The sequence below is a fragment of the Mesorhizobium sp. NZP2077 genome (genome assembly GCF_013170805.1).
In the GTDB taxonomy this organism is placed as follows: Bacteria; Pseudomonadota; Alphaproteobacteria; order Rhizobiales; family Rhizobiaceae; genus Mesorhizobium.
Genome location: NZ_CP051294.1, coordinates 34405 through 51712, shown reverse-complemented (window position 1 = coordinate 51712; position 17308 = coordinate 34405). Strand labels below are relative to the sequence as shown.

Sequence of the window (17308 nt, the reverse complement as noted above, 5' to 3'; positions counted from 1 at the left end):
TATATCTAAGGAGCGAATTTGTTCGCTCGAACAATGCGCCAGGAATCACAAATGTTTTCCGTCCCGATCCAGGCGCACCATTGCGATGCAATAAGGTCTCGGAAGCAAGACCTTTTGACGCCTGCTCATCTCGACTGTGCTGGGATGAATCGCAGGCAAATAGGTTGTGGACGGTCCCTGCCACGAAAAGTGTGCACCCTCAGGCGGGGCCAAATTTAACCCATGCGTTCCGATGCGTAGCTTCCAGGGCTCGCTGGGAAGACGACGGTGCGGTTGCCGTTCAAGAAGACGCGGTGATGGATATGGGCGTGGATCGCTCGTGCCAGGACCTGACTTTCAACGTCACGGCCCATTGAGACGTAGTCTTCAACGCTTTGAGCATGCGTGATGCGCACCGTGTCCTGCTCAATGATTGGCCCTTCATCTAGATCCGGCGTCACATAATGCGCAGTGGCACCGATCAGCTTCACGCCGCGCTCATACGCCTGCTTGTAGGGATTAGCTCCCTTGAAGCTCGGCAGGAAGGAGTGATGGATGTTAATGATCTTGCCCGACATCTTGCGGCACATAGCGTCTGAAAGAACCTGCATATAGCGGGCGAGAACGATGAGCTCGGTACCCGTCTGCTCGACAAGATCTATGAGCTGCGCTTCCGCCCGGGGTTTGTTCTCCTTCGTCACCTTTATATAGTGGAAGGGAATATCATGATTGACCACCACCTTCTGGTAATCGAAGTGGTTCGAGACGACGCCGACGATATCGATCGGGAGTGCCCCGATCCGCCAACGGTACAGAAGGTCGTTGAGGCAGTGCCCGAACGCCGAGACCATCAACAGCACTTTCATCCTTTGCGTCTGGATGTGAAGCTCTGCTTCCATGTGAAATTTTTCGGCGATCGGTCTCAGCCCCTCGGCAAGCGCTTCGGCCCCTTTCCCGTCCTCTGATATGAAGGAGACGCGCATGAAGAAGCGACCAGTGCTGAGATCGTCGAATTGCGAACTATCGACAATATTGCAGCCCATTTCGCAGAGAAAACCGGATATGGCGGCTACTATTCCTCGCGTTGATTGACACGTTGCTGTCAGGATAAAAGTGGTCATTGGTTGCCTTTTAGGGTTATCGGACAAGATCCGCTACTTCGTGAAGCGGAAAGGTGGCGGCAAAAGTAGCTTTAGGCTTGAAGGTTTTCGGAGGCCGGCCCTATCCATAACAATGACAAACGTTGCGCTCCGGCGGCGGCAGGAGGTCAACTCAGAAATTCGCGCCAGGCGCTCAGGTCCACGTTCCCTCCCGATACCACTGCAACGACGGTCTTGCCGCTCCACATTTCGCGGTGCCGCAGGACCGCGGCTACCGCAGCTGCTCCACCGGGTTCGGCAACGATCTTCATCTCATCCGCCAATAATCGCATCGCGAAAATGACATCAGCTTCCGACGCTTCGTAGCCGAGGGAGACAAGTTTCTGATTGATCGGAAAGGTCTTCTCACCTGGAATTTGTGTTACGATCGAGTCGCAGATCGAGTTGTACCCGGGTTCATTTCCAACACGCTCGCCTGCTATCAACGATCGCCTGGTATCGTCGAAATGTTCCGGCTCAGCTGCGCAGACAGTGGTCGCCGGGGACAACTCTGCCATGGCGGTGGCAATACCAGCGATCAGCCCACCGCCACCAACGGGGCACACCAAAGCGTCCGCGGACGTTTTCAGTTTCGCCAGTTGATCGACGATTTCCCGTGCAACTGTTCCCTGCCCCGACATCAAAACATAATCATCATAGGGAGCAATCAAAGTCGCTCCCGTTTGCTCGGCCACATCTCGTGCGATCTTGGCCCTGTCGCCGGTTGCCCGATCATATGTGATCACCTTGGCCCCGTACTGGGCGGTGTTGCGCAGTTTCACGGCTGGCGCATCCTGCGGCATGATTATGGTCGATGGGACATTCATTTCCACAGCCGCGGCAGCAACCCCTTGAGCATGATTGCCGGATGAAAAGGCCACGACACCCGCCGCGCGCTGCTTTTTGCTCAACGACGCGATCTTGACGTAGGCCCCACGAATCTTGAACGACCCGGTCCGCTGCAAGCACTCGGCTTTTACGAGCAAGCGGAAGCCAAGACGGCGGTTGAGAAGTTCGGATTCGAGCAAAGGCGTAAGGCGTGTTACGCCCTCGAGAACCCGGGCGGCATGAACGATCATTTTATATTCGAGCATCGCGCTGCTTTCCAACCAGGAGCTAATGAAATCTCGTTGCCGCTCGCTGATCACATCACGCAATCAGCGGGTGAACCCGGTGGGCTCTAAGCCTTGGAAGGTCCGCGCTCGCGGCAGGCCTGTTCAAATCGCTGAATTTGCTCTGTGCTGTCGCAGTAGGACATCACCATGCGGAAGCCTTGACCTTTGCGCTGAAAGTTCCACGGCCTTAGGTGGATATCCTTGTCCCGGAGTGCTTGCAGAAGGCTCGGCGGCAGAATCGCGAACACCTCATTAATGTGCACTGGATGAACCAGCTCAACACCCGCACACAGTCTTAAAGCATCAGCTATCCGTGCGGCGTTCCCGTTCGCCTGCAGAGCATTTCGGCGCCAGAGCTCATCCTCCAGGTAGCTCAAGAGTTGCACTGACATGTAGCGCATCTTTGAGCACAAGTGCCCGGCGCGTTTGTGCATGAAGCTCAGTATCTTTGCGATTTCAGGATCGAAGGTGATCACCGCTTCCGCATTCATGGTTCCGTTCTTGATGGTGCCGAAGGTGAGAACGTCCACTCCAGCCTTCCAGGTCATTTCGGCGGGCGTTGCGCCCAGATGAACCATGGCGTTCGCTAAGCGCGCCCCATCAAGATGGACTTTCATGCCGGCATTATGGGCAATTGCACTCAGTGCGCGTAATTCGTCCATTTCATAAACCACACCGGCTTCCGTGGCTTGGGTGATGCTGAGTGCAGAGACCGCCATATGATGCACGTTGCCGATACCGTGACTTTGTAGGCCGCACTCCAATGCAGCAGGCGATATCTTATGGTGCTCACCTGGCAGCAAAGTCATGCGGCCACCACCGCTATAGAATTCGGGCGCCCCAGCTTCGGTCGTCACGATATGCGCGCGCTCGTGACAGAAGATCGTGCCATATGGTGGCGTGATGGCGCCGAGCGCGAGCCCATTGCCCGCAGTGCCCGTAGGCACCGGAAAAATGAAGGTTTCACGCTCAAAAAAGTTCGAATAGGCCTCCGCCAAGGTTGCGGTGAATTGATCTGCTCCGTAGGCCACCTCGACGCCTCGGTTGCAGTTCACGAGCGCGTTCATCACCTGTTCGCAGACCGGCGCGCCATTGTCTGAATTGAAGTGATAGGTTGCTATTTTAGATCCTCCCATTTCCGGCAAAGCCGCCACCAAATTCAGCGGAAGCATCCTGGAGGACATCCCATAGATAGTCGGCTGAAGCGAAATCAGTCAGCATATGCAAGCCGTAGGATCCGTCCGTAATTTCGCGGATTAAAACCGCGCTGATCCGCGCTACGATCGTCTGTACGACCTCGCCTTGGAGGAAACGATCGCCGCGCAAATCCACACCGCAAATCTTCGCCATCATTTGCGCAATAGAACTGCCCTCTAGATAGAGCCAACTATGGCTGTCGGCGCGGGGAAGCGGGTACCCTATGCGGCGCTCACCGCTGGCGTCGTCGGCATTCCAGCTTGCCTCCAGTTCGCTGCACACGCTACCAACCGCGTCTCGACCGGGCAGGACGAGGTACTCTTCCTTACCGAGCCGCGCGATGAGAGAGCCATCGGACAGGGTGATGGCTTTGTTGGGAGCGTCCGGGACGGCGCTGACCTTCGAACTCAGCCATTTCGTCGTCCCGTTGCCCTTGAAGCCGATCCGCGGCAGCGTCGACAGGTCACGGATGACGACATTCTCGTTCTGCGGAGTCTGGCTCGCGCCGGTCAAGCGGTGAGCGAACGGACTTCTGGCAATGGCGCCCACCTTACATCTCCTGCCGCAGATTTTCGGGATCGTAGAAGTGAGGGGAAGCAACTTGCGCATGGTGCTCGCTTCCGTCACTTGCACGCAGCACAATTCGGCTTCCAAGATCGGCGTCCGAGCGGTCGGCATAGGCCAGACCGATGACTCGTCCCAAACTCGGCGAAAAAGCGATTGAGGTGATGAACCCTGCTATGGATCCATTCTTCACAACCAGATTGGACTCCTGGAGCCCAACCATCGGCATCCGGTCGAGCACAAACCCGACCAGCTTTCGGCTCGACAACGTCTTGTTGCGGATTTCCAGACTGCGCTTTCCAATGAAAAAGGGCTTCGAGTTAGCGACTGCCCAGCTCATATCGAGCTCTTCAGGCGTGGTCATGCCGTCAGTGTCTTGACCGATAATCACATGCCCCTTTTCGAGCCGCATGAGCCGCTGAGCTTCAAGGCCAAACGGGCGAATACCGAATTCTTTTCCTGCATCGCCAATGGCACGCCAGAGTTCTGATGCGAACCGCGAGGGTACATGTATTTCGTAACCAAGCTCGCCGATGAAACCCACTCGGAACACCCGTGCGGGGATCCCTGCTACTGTTCCTTCACGGTAAGCCAGGTATGGAAAGTCTTGCGCCGATAAGGCAATGTCATCGGTAAGTTCTGCAAGTACCTTGCGGGCATTAGGTCCTGCCAGGTTAACCCCCGCATAAGCGGCCGTAACATTCGCGATATCCACGTCGAGGCGCCACTGGGCGTTCCACCACAGCATGTTGCGGTATATTCGATCCACGCCCGTGGTGGTCGCGGTGACATAGAAATAGTTTTCGCCGCGCCGACACGCGACACCGTCATCAATGACCGTGCCCGCCTCATTTGTCATAAGCAGGTAACGCGTCTTGCCAACGGGCAGCTTCACATAGGCAAACGTGTACATGCGATTTACAAATTCGGCCGCATCAGGCCCCCGCACATCTAACCCGCCCAAAGTCGAGACATCGATCATGCCTACGTTGTTTCTCGCGTTCACAACCTCTTCGGCAATGAGCCTCTTGGCATCGCGTTCATGACCATAGTAGGCGGGGCGCAGCCAGTTTCCCGCAAGCAGCCACGCTGCTCCTTGAGCGGTATGCTGCTCATGCATCGGTGTTTGGCGAAATGGCGTGAACTTTCGACCAGCCAAAGTCGCGATTTTTTCCGTTGTAACCGGCGGCCGGGCGGTGGTGACGCCCACCTCACTTATTGTCCGATTTGTGTATTTCGATACGAGCATTGCCGTTGCCAGAGCAGCATGCCGGCCTTGACTTGGCCCCATGCCGACGGTCGAAAACCGCTTAACGAGTTCAAGCTCGCGGTACCCGTCCGCAATGGCGTTCTTGATGTCCTTCACCTGAAGGTCTTCGTCAAAGTCGACAAAGTCCATTCCCTTCGGATGCGGGAAGATCGGGCAAGGATGATTTGGGGAACCTCGATCCCGAACTGGAAGCGCGGGCCGACGTTTGCTTTGATAGCCGCAATTGATCGCGGCAGCCGAGCCCTGACCCGCGCCATGAGCTATGCAACCGTCAAGATCGAAAAATCCGTCGACCGATCCGGCAAGCAGAACGCCTTTGCCCTGCCCGTCGATGGTGAACTGCGCGGCCACGTCATCGTAAGCGAGCTTGCCGCCCGCCTGCAGTGGCAACTGATAGGCGGGAACATAGCCGACGGACATGCAGACCAGGTCACAATCGATCCTTCGGCGCCTCCTGCCTGCAGTGCCCTCCGCATCGATTTCGGCAAGCTCTACCCCACGGACGTGCGAATGCCCCTTTTCCGGTTGTGCCTCATGGAGGCACCATCCATCCAGAATTGAGACATTTCGTTGCGTTATCTCCGAACGCAACGGTCCGGGGTGGCCGGCCTTACGGAGATCGCAAATTGCCGCCAGGTCGACGCCGGCTTCAAGAAGGTCAAGCGCCACGCCATAGGCGTCATCGTTGGCAGCGAGTATGACTGCACGATTACCAGGCTTGACACCGAACAGCCGAATGAGCCGTTGAGCCGCCGAGCCCTGCATGATGCCGGGCAAATCATTGTTTCGAAACTGTGACGGCTGCTCTATGAGCCCGGTCGCGAAAATGACCTGTTTAGCCCGCAGCTTGTATAGTCGGTTACCGCGAATTACCGGCAGCCAGTTATCAGCATACCATGCATTGCAGATCGCGTCGGTCCAGATCTCGATTTTGCTGTGGCCCTTGACCTCGCTGACAAGGTCCCTTTGGGTTGCCAGTCGCGCATAATTCAGCGCTCCGCCTATCCGTGGGTTCTCGTCCACAAGCAAGACTGATGCTCCCGCATCAGCCGCGGCAATCGCCGCCGCCATACCGGCGGGCCCTGCACCGACGACGACCACGTCGTACCACCCATAGGCCTTGTCGTAATACCCTTCGGTGGGTTTCGTGACGTCGAGCTTACCCAGCCCAGCTTTGGCCCTAATGATGGGCTCCCACACCTTCTCCCATATTCCTTTGGGCTTATAGAAGGTTCGATAGTAAAATCCGACTGGCATGAAGCGCGAAAGCCTGTTCATGACGAACCCGCTATCCCTGCGTGCCGAATTGCCAACATTTTGGGCCCGTACCGCCAGACCGTCCGATATAGGATGACGATCGGCAAAGACGCTTACCTCGTTTCCGATCTGAACAAGGGTGTTCGCGTCTTGAGCGGCCATGGTCAGGATACCGCGTGGTCGGTGATACTTGAATGACCGTGACAATATCCATTCGCCGTTAGCCGCAAGCGCCGACGCGATTGTATCCCCGGCTACGCCTTCATACTCTCGCCCATCGAACGTGAACTTGAGTTTTCTCGATGCGTCGATTAGCAGCCCCTTGCGTAGCGTCGCGCTATTCATGACGCTTCTCCTAAAGGTCCATCTGCCGGTACAGGAAATGTGGCCACAATCTCATCGGTCACTGTGTTCCGTTCCGCAAGGAACCAGAAGTTTGTTGGTGTGTGACACCACCACTCACGCACGACGCCCGCCGTATTGTTGGACATCCAGACGTACTCGGCCCACTCGTGGTCGCTCGTGCCGGACGGCTCAGGTTGCCGATGCACCTCTCCATGGCACTGGAACTCGGTTATGTTGCGTGGCCCGTTCAGAGGGCATGTCATCAACTTCACGATCGGGTCCTCAATGACTTGCAGCGGTAGCGCCCATCTCGTTGACCAGATCGAAGCTGTGGAACCGGCTCAACTGAAATGGCCTGATCTCGTCAGGAATGCGGTTTTCCGAAATGGCCTTCGCCAAGAAGAACCCGCTGGCCGGGGTCGCCTTGAAGCCCCAGGTGCCCCAGCCTGCGTCCAGCCAATAGTTCGAGAGCGGACACTGACCCATGATCGGACTGTAGTCCGGCGTCATATCTGTGATCCCGGCCCACTGGCGCAAGATCTTGAGTTCGCCAATGAACGGGAACATCTCCAACGCCGAAGCAGCAAGACTTTCCTTGAGCTCCAAGGTCGAGCGTGTGTTGTAAAGCTCGTATGGGTCCGAGCCGCCACCGATGACGAGTTCGCCTCTCGCCGATTGCGAAACGTAGCAATGCAGAGCGGTTGACGACACCATCGGATCTAGGAAGGGTTTGACAGGGTGCGTCACCATTGCCTGAAGTGGATAGCTGCGGATCGGCAGCTTCAAACCGGCCATCTTTGCTACGACCGAGGAGTAACCGGCGACGCACTGCACCACGGTCCCGGCTGAAACATCCCCGCGATTTGTGCGCAGGCGTGTGACTCTATTCCCGGAGAGTTCCATCCCCAGGACTTCCGTCCTTTGATGAAGCTCGACCCCACGCTCACACGCGCGGATGGCATATCCCCACACGACTGCGTCGTGACGCGCGATGGCCGCGCTTGGGTGCCAAAGACCGCAAAGGATCGGCATACCCTTGATATCGAGATTGAGCGAAGGCACCAAGCTTCTGATCTGTTGGCGATCAACGATCTCGTTAGCCTCACCACAAAAGACGCCGGCGTCAGCGCGCAGGCGAAGCGAACGCGAAACGCCGTCCGAGTGGGACAACGTGAGCTGTCCCCGCCGGGAATACATCATGTTGTAATCGAGCTCATTGGCCAGGGATTCATAAAGTCTCAGGGCCTTGGCATAGAACCGGATCGAGCGCTGATCCGTGTAGTTCGAGCGGATCACCGTGGTGTTGCGCGCGGTGTTGCCGCCTCCAAGATAGCCCTTTTCCAGAATCGCAACGTTGGTGATCCCGTGGTGCTTCGCCAGGTGGTAAGCCAATGAGGCTCCGTGACCACCTCCGCCGATGATGACGACGTCGTAGTGGGATTGCAGATCCGGAGTGCGCGGTATCTCGTCGCGTTCGGGATAACGTCTTGAAAAGCCGTACTTTAGAAGCGCAAACACCATATTTCTCCCTCTAGGAGCGCGGCCGAGAAATGGACGCTTTGCTCGCTTGCAGGAGCGATGCCAATAACCGTCGTTTGGTCAAAGCGGGGTCCAATCACACGCGATGCGATACGCATCCGCGCAGCCTTTCCAGGTTCGGCAGAATGTCGTGAGAAGCCATATCTTCGGGACGTTATGTGCCATCTCAGACGTCTACTTTCGGCAGCGGAATTGAGAACTGGTCGCTTCGCTCAATTGCGTGTGCGGCACGCAAGACAGTCATCTCGTCAAAATACCGGCCCACCAACTGCAGTGCGATCGGGAGACCCTGCGTATGCATCGCGCATGGCATTGTCAGCGCCGGGTGCCCGGTCATATTGAAAAATGTCGTGAACCGAGTGATCGCGTTGCCGATCGCTTCGTTGACCCCGTTTCGTGTCACCTTGACCGTGCCCACTTTCTGGGCGATTTCGGGAGTGGCCGGGGTAAGAATCAGATCAACTTGGTCGAATAGCCTATTCGTCTGCTGTCGGTAGATCTCGATGAACCGCTTCGCTTTGACATAGTGCTCCGCCAGAATGCACTGCCCCAACGCCAAACCAGCCCGGAAATCCGCGGAATAGAGATTGCCGCGCTCCTGCAAATAAGCCGAATGTGCACTGAGCGCTTCCGGCATCTGCACGGTGAGGGATACTGTACGGCTATGTTCCATATCCGGGAATGTCACCGGCACCAGCTTTGCGCCGTTTGCGACGAGATACTCTTTCACACGTTCAAGAGCTTCCAGGATTTCGTCGTCCGCACGCTCGTAGTAGAAGTTGCTCGGAATACCGACGAGCAATCCTGAGATGTCCTGATCGAGCGCTTCAGGGTAATTTTCAACGGGCCGATTGACTGACGTGGGATCGCCTGGATCATAACCTGACACGATGCTCAGCAGATCAGCGCAGTCGGCAATCGTGCGCGTCATCAACCCGACGTGATCCAGCGTCCAGCAATACGGCACCACTCCCGAAGTGGGGACACGCCCGATCGTAGGCTTAAAGCCGACAAGCCCGTTCAACGCAGCGGGCGCTCGGACGGACCCACCGGTGTCCGTTCCAAGTGCCGCCGGCACGAGACCAAAAGCCACCGCGGCCGCTGAGCCACTCGACGAGCCACCCGCAAGACGCGTCGGATCGTAAGCGTTGACAGCCGTCCCATAAACCTCGTTTTCGCCCGTTGCGCCGTATGCGAATTCATGCAGGTTCGTCTTGCCAAGACTAAGCGCCTGGGCTGCCCGCAGCTTGGCGATTGCAAAAGCATCCTTTTTGGCAATTCTATCGTGGAAGACCCGCGACCCGGCCGACGTTCGAACACCCTGCACGTCGAACAGGTCCTTGGAGGCGTAGGGAATTCCGGCGAACGAGGAGCCGGTCAAATCACCACGCGAGAGCCGTGACGCCTGTTCTCGCGCAGTATCAATCGTCGTCGTGATGAACGCCTTTGATTGTGGATTGTGTCGTTCGATCCTCTCGGCGAATGTATCCACAAGCTCGACTGGGGTTATCTCCCCGCGCTGCAGCATCGAGCTCAGGCTCTTGACGCTTTGAAATGCTATATCGTTATTCATGCCTATCTGCGCCTTGGACGCTCATAGCCGGTGGCGTGGTCCCCAGGTCAATTTTCCTCAGCTGTTCAAGCTCATTCAACAGATCTTGAAACCCGGTAATGATACCCAGCCGGGGATCGACCAGCTCGTTTATTTCGTCGTCTGACCAACAATGCGATGCCATCTGTGTGCAAATGCCGGTTAGCGTAGCTTTTGTGAGTTTCTGCATGAGAATCCTCGGACAACGATCGCGAAGAGCGTTCTGCTCAACCAGGGCCGCCAGCGACGGCCCATGATAATCAGCGGACGATCAGAGTTTCGGGTGTTTTGTTTGTGAGGATCTCCCCGCCGTTCTCGGTCACCATCACGGTGTTGGAAATGAAATAGTCCGCGACTTTCGTGTTGGTGAACCAGGAATGTGCATGGACGACCATCCCGACCTCTATCTTACGGGTCGACTTCGGGAAAAGGCTCGTCACCATGGAGCCGCCCGTCCAGCTCGGAGGGAAACCGATCCCTACAAGGTAACCGCAATGATGGCGATGGTAATCAACAAGGCCGGCGCTCGCCGCCACTTCATGCCAAGCCTCATAAGCGTCACCCGCATCTGCGCCCGGACGAAGGGCTTCGCAAATTGCCTTCATGCCGCGAATTGCAAGCTCGGCAGACTCCTCGACACCCTTGGGCGCATTACCGACGTAGACAAGCCGGCCCATCGGAGATTGGTACTTGCGATATGAAGCGCAGGTTTCAAGGAAAACTGCATCGCCGTTTCGGAACACCTCGCCACGCCAGGTGGTATGTTCTTCACCTAGGCGACTGGTCGGACGAATGAACGGGCCGAAACCGGGATACTCGCTTCCCTCCAATATCATCTTGCTGTGGTAAGCCGCGGAAACTTCGTAGTCGGTTGCGCCGTCGCGCACCGCGTCAACTGCGGCCAGCGTGCCTAGGTCAACTGCATGCGCCGCCTTGCGAGTGTATTCCATTTCGAGCGGAGATTTCACCAGGCGCAGGTCGTCGAGAATTCCGGAAGCATCTACCCAGGTTGTGCCGAAACGATCATCCTGAATGCGCTCAGCGTGTCGCGCAGTAAGGAAAAGGCTACGCTTTTCGATCCCGACGCGGCCACCCGACAGACCCAGGTCTTTCATGGCCTGATGGACGTAGTCTGAAAGCTCTTCGTGATCCTTGTGCCCGTAGAATCTCGCATTTCGGACCTGGTTCTCTACCGTTATCCGCTCCATTGCGCGGCAGCAGAGGCCCATCTCTCCGCTTTGATTCAGAACGAGCACATGCGCCGCGAAGAATCCCCAGTGATCAAGCCCGGTCAGGTAATAAATGTTCTCAGGAACGGCAATCAAGATGCCATCAAGGTTGTTCTCTTTGAGAGCCTTACGCGCATTCAGTATGCGACGATCAAGCTCATCTTTTGGAAAGGGTGAAAGGTAGGTCATGGACGCCCTCGGGGTGCTGTATCCAGTTTTCAAATCGGAAATAGGTATACCTCTCGTACCGTCACTCGCGAAAAATGACAAGAGCAATTTTCCAGAGACGGCGCCATTTGTCCAGTTTTGCAGGAAAATTCGACGGGACAGGAATATCCCCTTGCGGCCCATCTGGTGCAATGGTATACCTCTCAGGGCAATTCTGCATAAACCCAAAAACAGAGGGAACGGATGAAAATGAAAGCTATCTTGGCTGCAATCGCCGCGACTGCTGCTCTATTTATCGGCGTCGCTCACGCTGACGGGCTGACGGACAGCGCAAAAGCTGGAAAACCAATACGCATTGGCTTTGCTCACGAAATCCCTTGGGCTTACCCGGGCGACAAGAACGAACCGCTGGGATTCGCGAACGCACTGGCGGTCGGCGTCCTAAAGTCGATGGGATACACTAATATCGAGCCAGTCGTGACCGATTGGGGTGGCTTGATACCGGGGCTTCAGGCAGGGCGCTTCGACATTATCACCGGCGGAATGTACATCACCGGCAAGCGTTGCAAGAACGTCGCTTTTGCCGAACCAATGGGGAAATTCGGCAACGCGTTTATTGTCAAAAAAGGCAACCCGAAAGGCATTCAGAACTATAAGGACATCAAGGAGAAGGACGCGACGATGGTGACTGTCTCCGGCTACGTCAATGTTGACGAGGCGCTTAAGGAAGGAGTCCCTGAAAGCAAGATTATGCAGGTGCCAGGCCCCACTGAACTGCTGGCTGCCGTTCGCGCGGGGCGAGCGGACGCTGGGGCTAGTAACTATTTCGATGCCAAAAATCTGGCCGCTAGCGCACCTGACGAAATCGAAGTGACTGACCCGGCCGCTCTACCTGATTGGACGAATAATTGGGTAGCGATTGCATTCAAGCCAGAGGACAAGGACTTTCTGAAGGCGTACAACGAGGCCCAGGCAAAGTACCTCGGTTCGCCGGAAATGCTTGAGGCCGTCGGGAAGTTTCAATACACGAAAGCTCAGCTTCCGGGCGATGCAAAAACCGACTGGATCTGCGCCAATCGGTAACAATGAGTTGGCTGACGAGCCGCATGAGGCAGCTCGTCAGCATTGCCGAAGCGAGCTCCTATGACATACGCCTCCTTCCTTGCGGATTATGGTAGCCGATTTGTAGACGGTGCGCTCGTAACCGCCGTCCAATTCCTTTGCTCCTTGGGTCTGGCCGTGGTGGTGGCCAACCTCTTCGGCCTGATGCTGCTATCGTCAAACCCGGCGCTAAGGAGAGCCGCAGTAGGCTACGTCGAGTTTTTTCGCGGCACCTCACTGCTGGTTCAGCTTTTTTGGTTGTTTTACGTGTTGCCCCTGTTTGGCATCACGCTGGACAATTTTCTCACCGGATTTCTTGCAGTTGGTCTAAACCTTGGGGCCTACGGCGCTGAGCTGGTTCGAGGTGCCATACAGTCAGTGCCCCGTGGCCAGTGGGAGGCATCTTACGCGTTGTCGATGTCGCCAGCCCAACGCATGCGAAGGATTATCCTCCCACAGGCCTTTGTCACCATGCTGCCGGCTTGGGGAAACCTGGTGATCGAGCTGCTCAAAAGTACCGCCCTGGTGGCGTTGATAGCAGTTCCTGACCTCATGTTTGAAGCGCGCCAGCTGAACAATACAACTTATTTATCTACCTGGACTTTTGGAACAGCGCTGGCCATCTACTACGTCTTCTCTCGCTTTCTCATCACGCCTTGTATGCGCTGGACCGAGCGCATCATGGCTCGGCGGATAGGAAGGGCTTGAGTGATGAAGTGGGACTTCGCATTCACAGCCGAAATCCTACCCAAGATGCTTTGGGCTACGGGCAATACCCTTTTGGCTGCTGGCATGGGATACGCCATTGCCGCTGTCATTGGTCTCTTGTTCGCACTTGCTCAGCGAACACCGTTACGTATTCTGACGTATATTACTCGGGAAATTGTCGAGTTCATCCGCTCAACCCCCCTCGTACTGCAGATCTTCTTTGTGTATTATGTTGGGCCGGAATACGGGCTCTACCTGAGCCCTTGGGTGGCAGGCATGATCGCTATCGGCCTGCACTATGCTGCCTATCTCTCTGAAGTTTATCGGGGTGGCATTGAGTCCGTCCCGAAGGGGCAATGGGAAGCATGCACCGCCATCAATCTAACGACGATGCAGACCTATCGGCGTATTGTTTTGCCGCAGGCTCTCCCACCAGCAATTGCTGGGATGGGAAACTATCTGGTCGCCATTTTTAAAGATACTCCGATTCTATCTGTAATTGGTGTTGCCGAATTGATGCAGGCAGCAAACGCTGTAGGCGGACAAAACTATCGGTACCTTGAGCCTTACACGATGGTGGGCGTTATTTTCTTAGTTATCTCACTGACCTCCGCGCGCGCCATTCGTTGGTTTGAAGCGACTGTTCGCCGTAAGTTAGGAATGCAATGATGGAAGATCTCTCGTCATATCCCCTCGAGCTCGCCGGTCCAAACATACCGATGGTACGGTTCATGAAGGTCCGTAAAAGCTATGGCGACCTTATCGTTCTGGACAACCTGAACTTGGACATCGCTGCAAGTGAAATGGTCACCATCATCGGCCCATCGGGGTCCGGCAAAACGACAGTCCTGCGCATGCTGATGACCCTTGAGACCATTAACGGTGGCGTCATCTATGTCGATGGCAAACCCCTCACCCACATGCCGCAGAACGGCGTGCTGGTGCCGGCTGATGCAAGATACCTACGAAAAGCACGCTCCTCGATAGGAATGTGCTTCCAGCATTTCAACTTGTTTCCCCACATGACGGCGATACAGAACTGTATGGAGGGGCCGGTCTTGGTCTTGGGTCTCTCGCGCCGCGAGGCTCAAGAGCGTGCCGAAGAGCTTCTCGTGATGGTTGGCATGATCGACAAGAAGGATCAACATCCCTCCCGGCTTTCGGGTGGTCAACAACAGCGCGTAGCGATTGCCCGCGCCCTTGCGATGCGGCCGAAGGTTATGTTGTTTGACGAAGTCACCTCTGCCCTTGATCCCGAGGTAATCGGCGAAGTCACGAATGTGATTAAGGATTTGGTGTTCAAGCACAGGCTGACCATGCTTATGGTCACGCATCAAATGGGTTTTGCTCGTGATATTTCCGATCGCGTCTGCTTTTTCTATGGTGGAAAGATTGAAGAACAAGGCAGTCCTGCTGAACTGTTTTCCAACCCCAAAAGCAAACGAACGCAACAATTTTTGAGCGCAGTCAAAGCGGCGGATTGATGGTCGGGACTCCTATCAGAATTGGAATAGCTGGGATTGGCGCCATAGGCTCGTCAGTGGCACACGCATTGGATCGGGGGCAAATAGTTGGGTGCGAACTGGTGGCTATCTCGGCCCGGAGCCAAAATCGGGCCGCAGAGTTCAATGCGACTTTAAACAGTCGTGTTTCCTGCCTCTCGTTTGAAGATTTGGCTAAAGAGTGTGATACAGTTTTGGAGTGTCTCCCGCCCCAGATGTTCGACGCTATCGCGCTGCCTGTCTTGAGCGCCGGCAAGACTCTCATTGCTATGTCTGCGAGCCAGCTACTCGGTCGAGAAGATTTAGTGGAGTTGGCGCGCCGCATGGGAGGGCGAATTGTGGTCCCATCCGGGGCGATCCTTGGGCTCGACGCCATCAAAGCCGCGGCAGTTGGTGAGATCCGAAAGGTGAAGATCCGCACCTGCAAACCACCAAGGAGCCTTGCAACCGCACCTTATGTCATCCGCAACGGGTTGAACTTGGAAAGTCTTGAGGAAGCCGTTTGCGTTCTAAGAGGCACCGTAAGCGACGTGGCGAAGGAATTCCCAGCCAACGTGAATGTCGCTGCGGCTCTGAGCCTGGCGGCTCTCGGACCGGACCGCACGCAGATGGAGATTTGGGCAGATCCAAGTCTAACGTTTAACACCCACAACGTAGATGTGGAATCCGACAGTTCGAACTTTTCCATGTTGATACAAAATCGGCCAAGCGACGAGAACCCGGCGACCGGACGTATAACCTCGCAGAGCGTGATAGCATACTTACGTCAAATGAACTCGACCTTGCGTGTTGGAACGTGACGGATGTCGTACATACCTTGCTGCAGCCTCGAGAAAGCTAGCGATGACACGCCACAGCCCCCTCTTGCCTACTAACGAAATCACCTTGACACCTCCTGAGGATCAAGAGGGGGGTTTGGAAGGCGACAGGCAGATCACCGGCAAAATGAGCAAACAGGATATATACCTCGAGTTACGGCGCCGGATATGTCTCCTTGATTACCAGCCAGGTAGCCGCCTCAATGAGAGGGAACTTGCATCAGAATTTGGTGTCAGTCGAACACCGCTACGAACTGTCTTGCAACGCCTGGAGTACGACGGTCTGATCGTAAGCCAGCACGGCAATGGTACTGAAGTCACGTCGATCGATCTGAGCTCTATGCGCGATATATACATCGTTCGGATGCGATTGATGGATGCCATGGCCGAGTCTTCACCACTTCCAGTAACTGACGATAACCTCCGCGAAATTCAAGACTTGGAGCTAGCGTGTCGCCAACTCTTGGATACCAAAGATAAACGCCAGTTTGCCGAGATTATCATCCGCTTACATAGGATTTTGCATAGCTTGAGCAGCAATGGCCCGCTAAGGGATTTCAACGATATCCTGTTCTTTCAATCGGCGAGATTCTGGTTCTTGCTTCTCGAAAAGATGGATTTCCGTCAGCAGGTAGAAGACCTTCTTGACGAGCTCCGCATGATACGGCGAACCCTCGAGCTTCGGGATGTCCGTCTGGTCGCCACGGTTCATAAGTCGCATTTGGCGATGGTGCTGTCCAGGCTAGACGCGATGGAAGCAGCTGACGCAGACCGATTTGTATTTTGAAAACTGAGATGGCATTCGATATTGGTGGCGCCATATGAACCTGCCGACAATTGGCTTTATTGGAACCGGCGACTTCTCCGCCTACTTAATAGCAGCCCTGCGAAGGGGTGGGTTTGGCGGTCGAATTCTTCTCTCGCCCTATAGCCGAGTCAAGGCTGAGCGGCTTGCCGCCACCCACGGCTGCATGGTAGCCGAGGATGACGCGAGAATGTTCGCCGAGGCCGACTGGATCCTTCTGGCGGTGCGGCCCGAGCAGCTTGCCAATACTTTGCCCAATCTGACTCTGCGCCCAGAGCAGGTATTAATTTCAGCTGTCGCAGGCGCCACAATTGCCGAACTGCAGGCGGCGATAGGCAAAGACATATCGGTGGTCCGCATCATGCCATCGAGTTACATTGATACGATTGATAGAGGCCTCGTACCCATATATCCCGCCTTGGACGACGTGGCAGTGGTACTGGGCACGGCAGGTAGGATTGTGACCTTCGAAACCGAAGATCAATTCGAACTTGCCATGGTGGGGGCCTGCCTCGCCGGGTGGATCTATAGCTTCATAGCAACGCTCGAATCTTGGTTCTTGGAGCGTGGACTCACGTCGGCTCAAGCGAGGCTAGTTGTTGCTGGAAATATCGCGGGAGCGGCTGGCTACGCGCTGGCGCGGGAGGAGGTGTCACTTGACATCGTATCTGACGGGATCGCAACGGAAGGCACCTTTACAAAGTTAGGGTTGGACCATCTTGCCGCAAGGCAAGCCCCTTTGCCTTGGTTAGAGGCTCTCGATATCGTCTTCCGAAGGCTGAACTTGTTGACCTAGTCACGTGATCGACAGCGGAGACACAAGAATGGAGCCGGTCTCCCGCGGTCTCTGCAGTGCATTCCTGCCGAACGAAGCAGGCCTTGCGGAGCCGAGGTAATTTTCCAACGAAAGCCAGTTCCCCGACGAGGATTTTCGTAGGTTGGGCTGGCCTAGGCAACCTACCAGAGATTTGAGAACCTCAC

Annotated in this window: 16 protein-coding genes; 7 read left to right on the top strand and 9 right to left on the bottom strand. The window is 55.7% G+C overall.

Going from position 1 to position 17308, the window contains the following annotated elements:
- Positions 1-215 precede the first annotated feature (215 nt).
- The 9 genes from purU to HGP13_RS36040 all read right to left on the bottom strand — a co-directional run bounded on the left by purU (position 216) and on the right by HGP13_RS36040 (position 11414).
- Positions 216-1100, bottom strand: a complete 885-nt coding sequence (purU, locus tag HGP13_RS36080) for a formyltetrahydrofolate deformylase (protein ID WP_172235034.1) — start codon at positions 1098-1100, stop codon at positions 216-218.
- Positions 1101-1246: 146 nt separating this feature from the next.
- Positions 1247-2266, bottom strand: a complete 1020-nt coding sequence (locus HGP13_RS36075) for a threonine/serine dehydratase (protein WP_246707540.1) — start codon at positions 2264-2266, stop codon at positions 1247-1249.
- A gap of 32 nt (positions 2267-2298) precedes the next feature.
- On the bottom strand, positions 2299-3405 hold the full coding sequence (locus HGP13_RS36070) for a beta-eliminating lyase-related protein (RefSeq protein ID WP_172235033.1): 1107 nt from the start codon (positions 3403-3405) through the stop codon (positions 2299-2301).
- A complete protein-coding gene (locus HGP13_RS36065) occupies positions 3356-3979 on the bottom strand; it encodes a sarcosine oxidase subunit gamma family protein (protein WP_172235032.1) in 624 nt (207 codons plus the stop codon). The genes HGP13_RS36070 and HGP13_RS36065 overlap by 50 nt, the downstream gene beginning before the upstream one ends.
- Position 3980: 1 nt before the next feature.
- The gene (locus tag HGP13_RS36060) at positions 3981-6866 is read right to left on the bottom strand and encodes a 2Fe-2S iron-sulfur cluster-binding protein (RefSeq protein WP_172235031.1); all 2886 of its coding nucleotides are present in this window, start codon (positions 6864-6866) and stop codon (positions 3981-3983) included.
- Complete coding sequence (locus tag HGP13_RS36055; protein ID WP_172235030.1) at positions 6863-7138, bottom strand: sarcosine oxidase subunit delta; 276 nt, start codon at positions 7136-7138, stop codon at positions 6863-6865. Before HGP13_RS36055 ends, HGP13_RS36060 begins: the two co-directional genes overlap by 4 nt.
- Before the next feature lie 10 nt (positions 7139-7148).
- Complete coding sequence (locus tag HGP13_RS36050) at positions 7149-8387, bottom strand: FAD-dependent oxidoreductase (RefSeq protein ID WP_172235029.1); 1239 nt, start codon at positions 8385-8387, stop codon at positions 7149-7151.
- A gap of 184 nt (positions 8388-8571) precedes the next feature.
- Positions 8572-9978 carry an amidase gene (locus HGP13_RS36045; RefSeq protein ID WP_172235028.1) on the bottom strand — a complete coding sequence of 469 codons (1407 nt, stop codon included), beginning with the start codon at positions 9976-9978 and terminating at the stop codon, positions 8572-8574.
- Positions 9979-10256: 278 nt separating this feature from the next.
- Positions 10257-11414, bottom strand: coding sequence for a Xaa-Pro peptidase family protein (locus HGP13_RS36040; protein ID WP_172235027.1), 1158 nt, complete (start codon positions 11412-11414; stop codon positions 10257-10259).
- 228 nt (positions 11415-11642) lie between these two features.
- Here HGP13_RS36040 and ehuB point away from each other — a divergent pair, with 228 nt between their 5' ends.
- The 7 genes from ehuB to HGP13_RS36005 are packed head-to-tail and all read left to right on the top strand — an operon-like array spanning position 11643 to position 17123.
- On the top strand, positions 11643-12476 hold the full coding sequence (ehuB, locus tag HGP13_RS36035) for an ectoine/hydroxyectoine ABC transporter substrate-binding protein EhuB (protein WP_172235026.1): 834 nt from the start codon (positions 11643-11645) through the stop codon (positions 12474-12476).
- A gap of 60 nt (positions 12477-12536) precedes the next feature.
- Positions 12537-13202 carry an ectoine/hydroxyectoine ABC transporter permease subunit EhuC gene (gene ehuC / locus HGP13_RS36030; RefSeq protein ID WP_172235025.1) on the top strand — a complete coding sequence of 222 codons (666 nt, stop codon included), beginning with the start codon at positions 12537-12539 and terminating at the stop codon, positions 13200-13202.
- Positions 13203-13205: 3 nt separating this feature from the next.
- On the top strand, positions 13206-13871 hold the full coding sequence (gene ehuD / locus HGP13_RS36025; RefSeq protein ID WP_172235024.1) for an ectoine/hydroxyectoine ABC transporter permease subunit EhuD: 666 nt from the start codon (positions 13206-13208) through the stop codon (positions 13869-13871).
- On the top strand, positions 13871-14686 hold the full coding sequence (ehuA, locus tag HGP13_RS36020; RefSeq protein ID WP_281411014.1) for an ectoine/hydroxyectoine ABC transporter ATP-binding protein EhuA: 816 nt from the start codon (positions 13871-13873) through the stop codon (positions 14684-14686). The genes ehuD and ehuA overlap by 1 nt, the downstream gene beginning before the upstream one ends.
- Positions 14686-15504 (top strand): aspartate dehydrogenase, encoded by an 819-nt coding sequence (locus HGP13_RS36015; protein ID WP_172235023.1) that lies wholly within the window; start codon positions 14686-14688, stop codon positions 15502-15504. Before ehuA ends, HGP13_RS36015 begins: the two co-directional genes overlap by 1 nt.
- 43 nt (positions 15505-15547) lie before the next feature.
- Positions 15548-16309, top strand: coding sequence for a GntR family transcriptional regulator (locus HGP13_RS36010; RefSeq protein ID WP_172235022.1), 762 nt, complete (start codon positions 15548-15550; stop codon positions 16307-16309).
- 34 nt (positions 16310-16343) lie between these two features.
- On the top strand, positions 16344-17123 hold the full coding sequence (locus HGP13_RS36005; protein WP_172235021.1) for an NAD(P)-binding domain-containing protein: 780 nt from the start codon (positions 16344-16346) through the stop codon (positions 17121-17123).
- Positions 17124-17308: the final 185 nt, after the last annotated feature.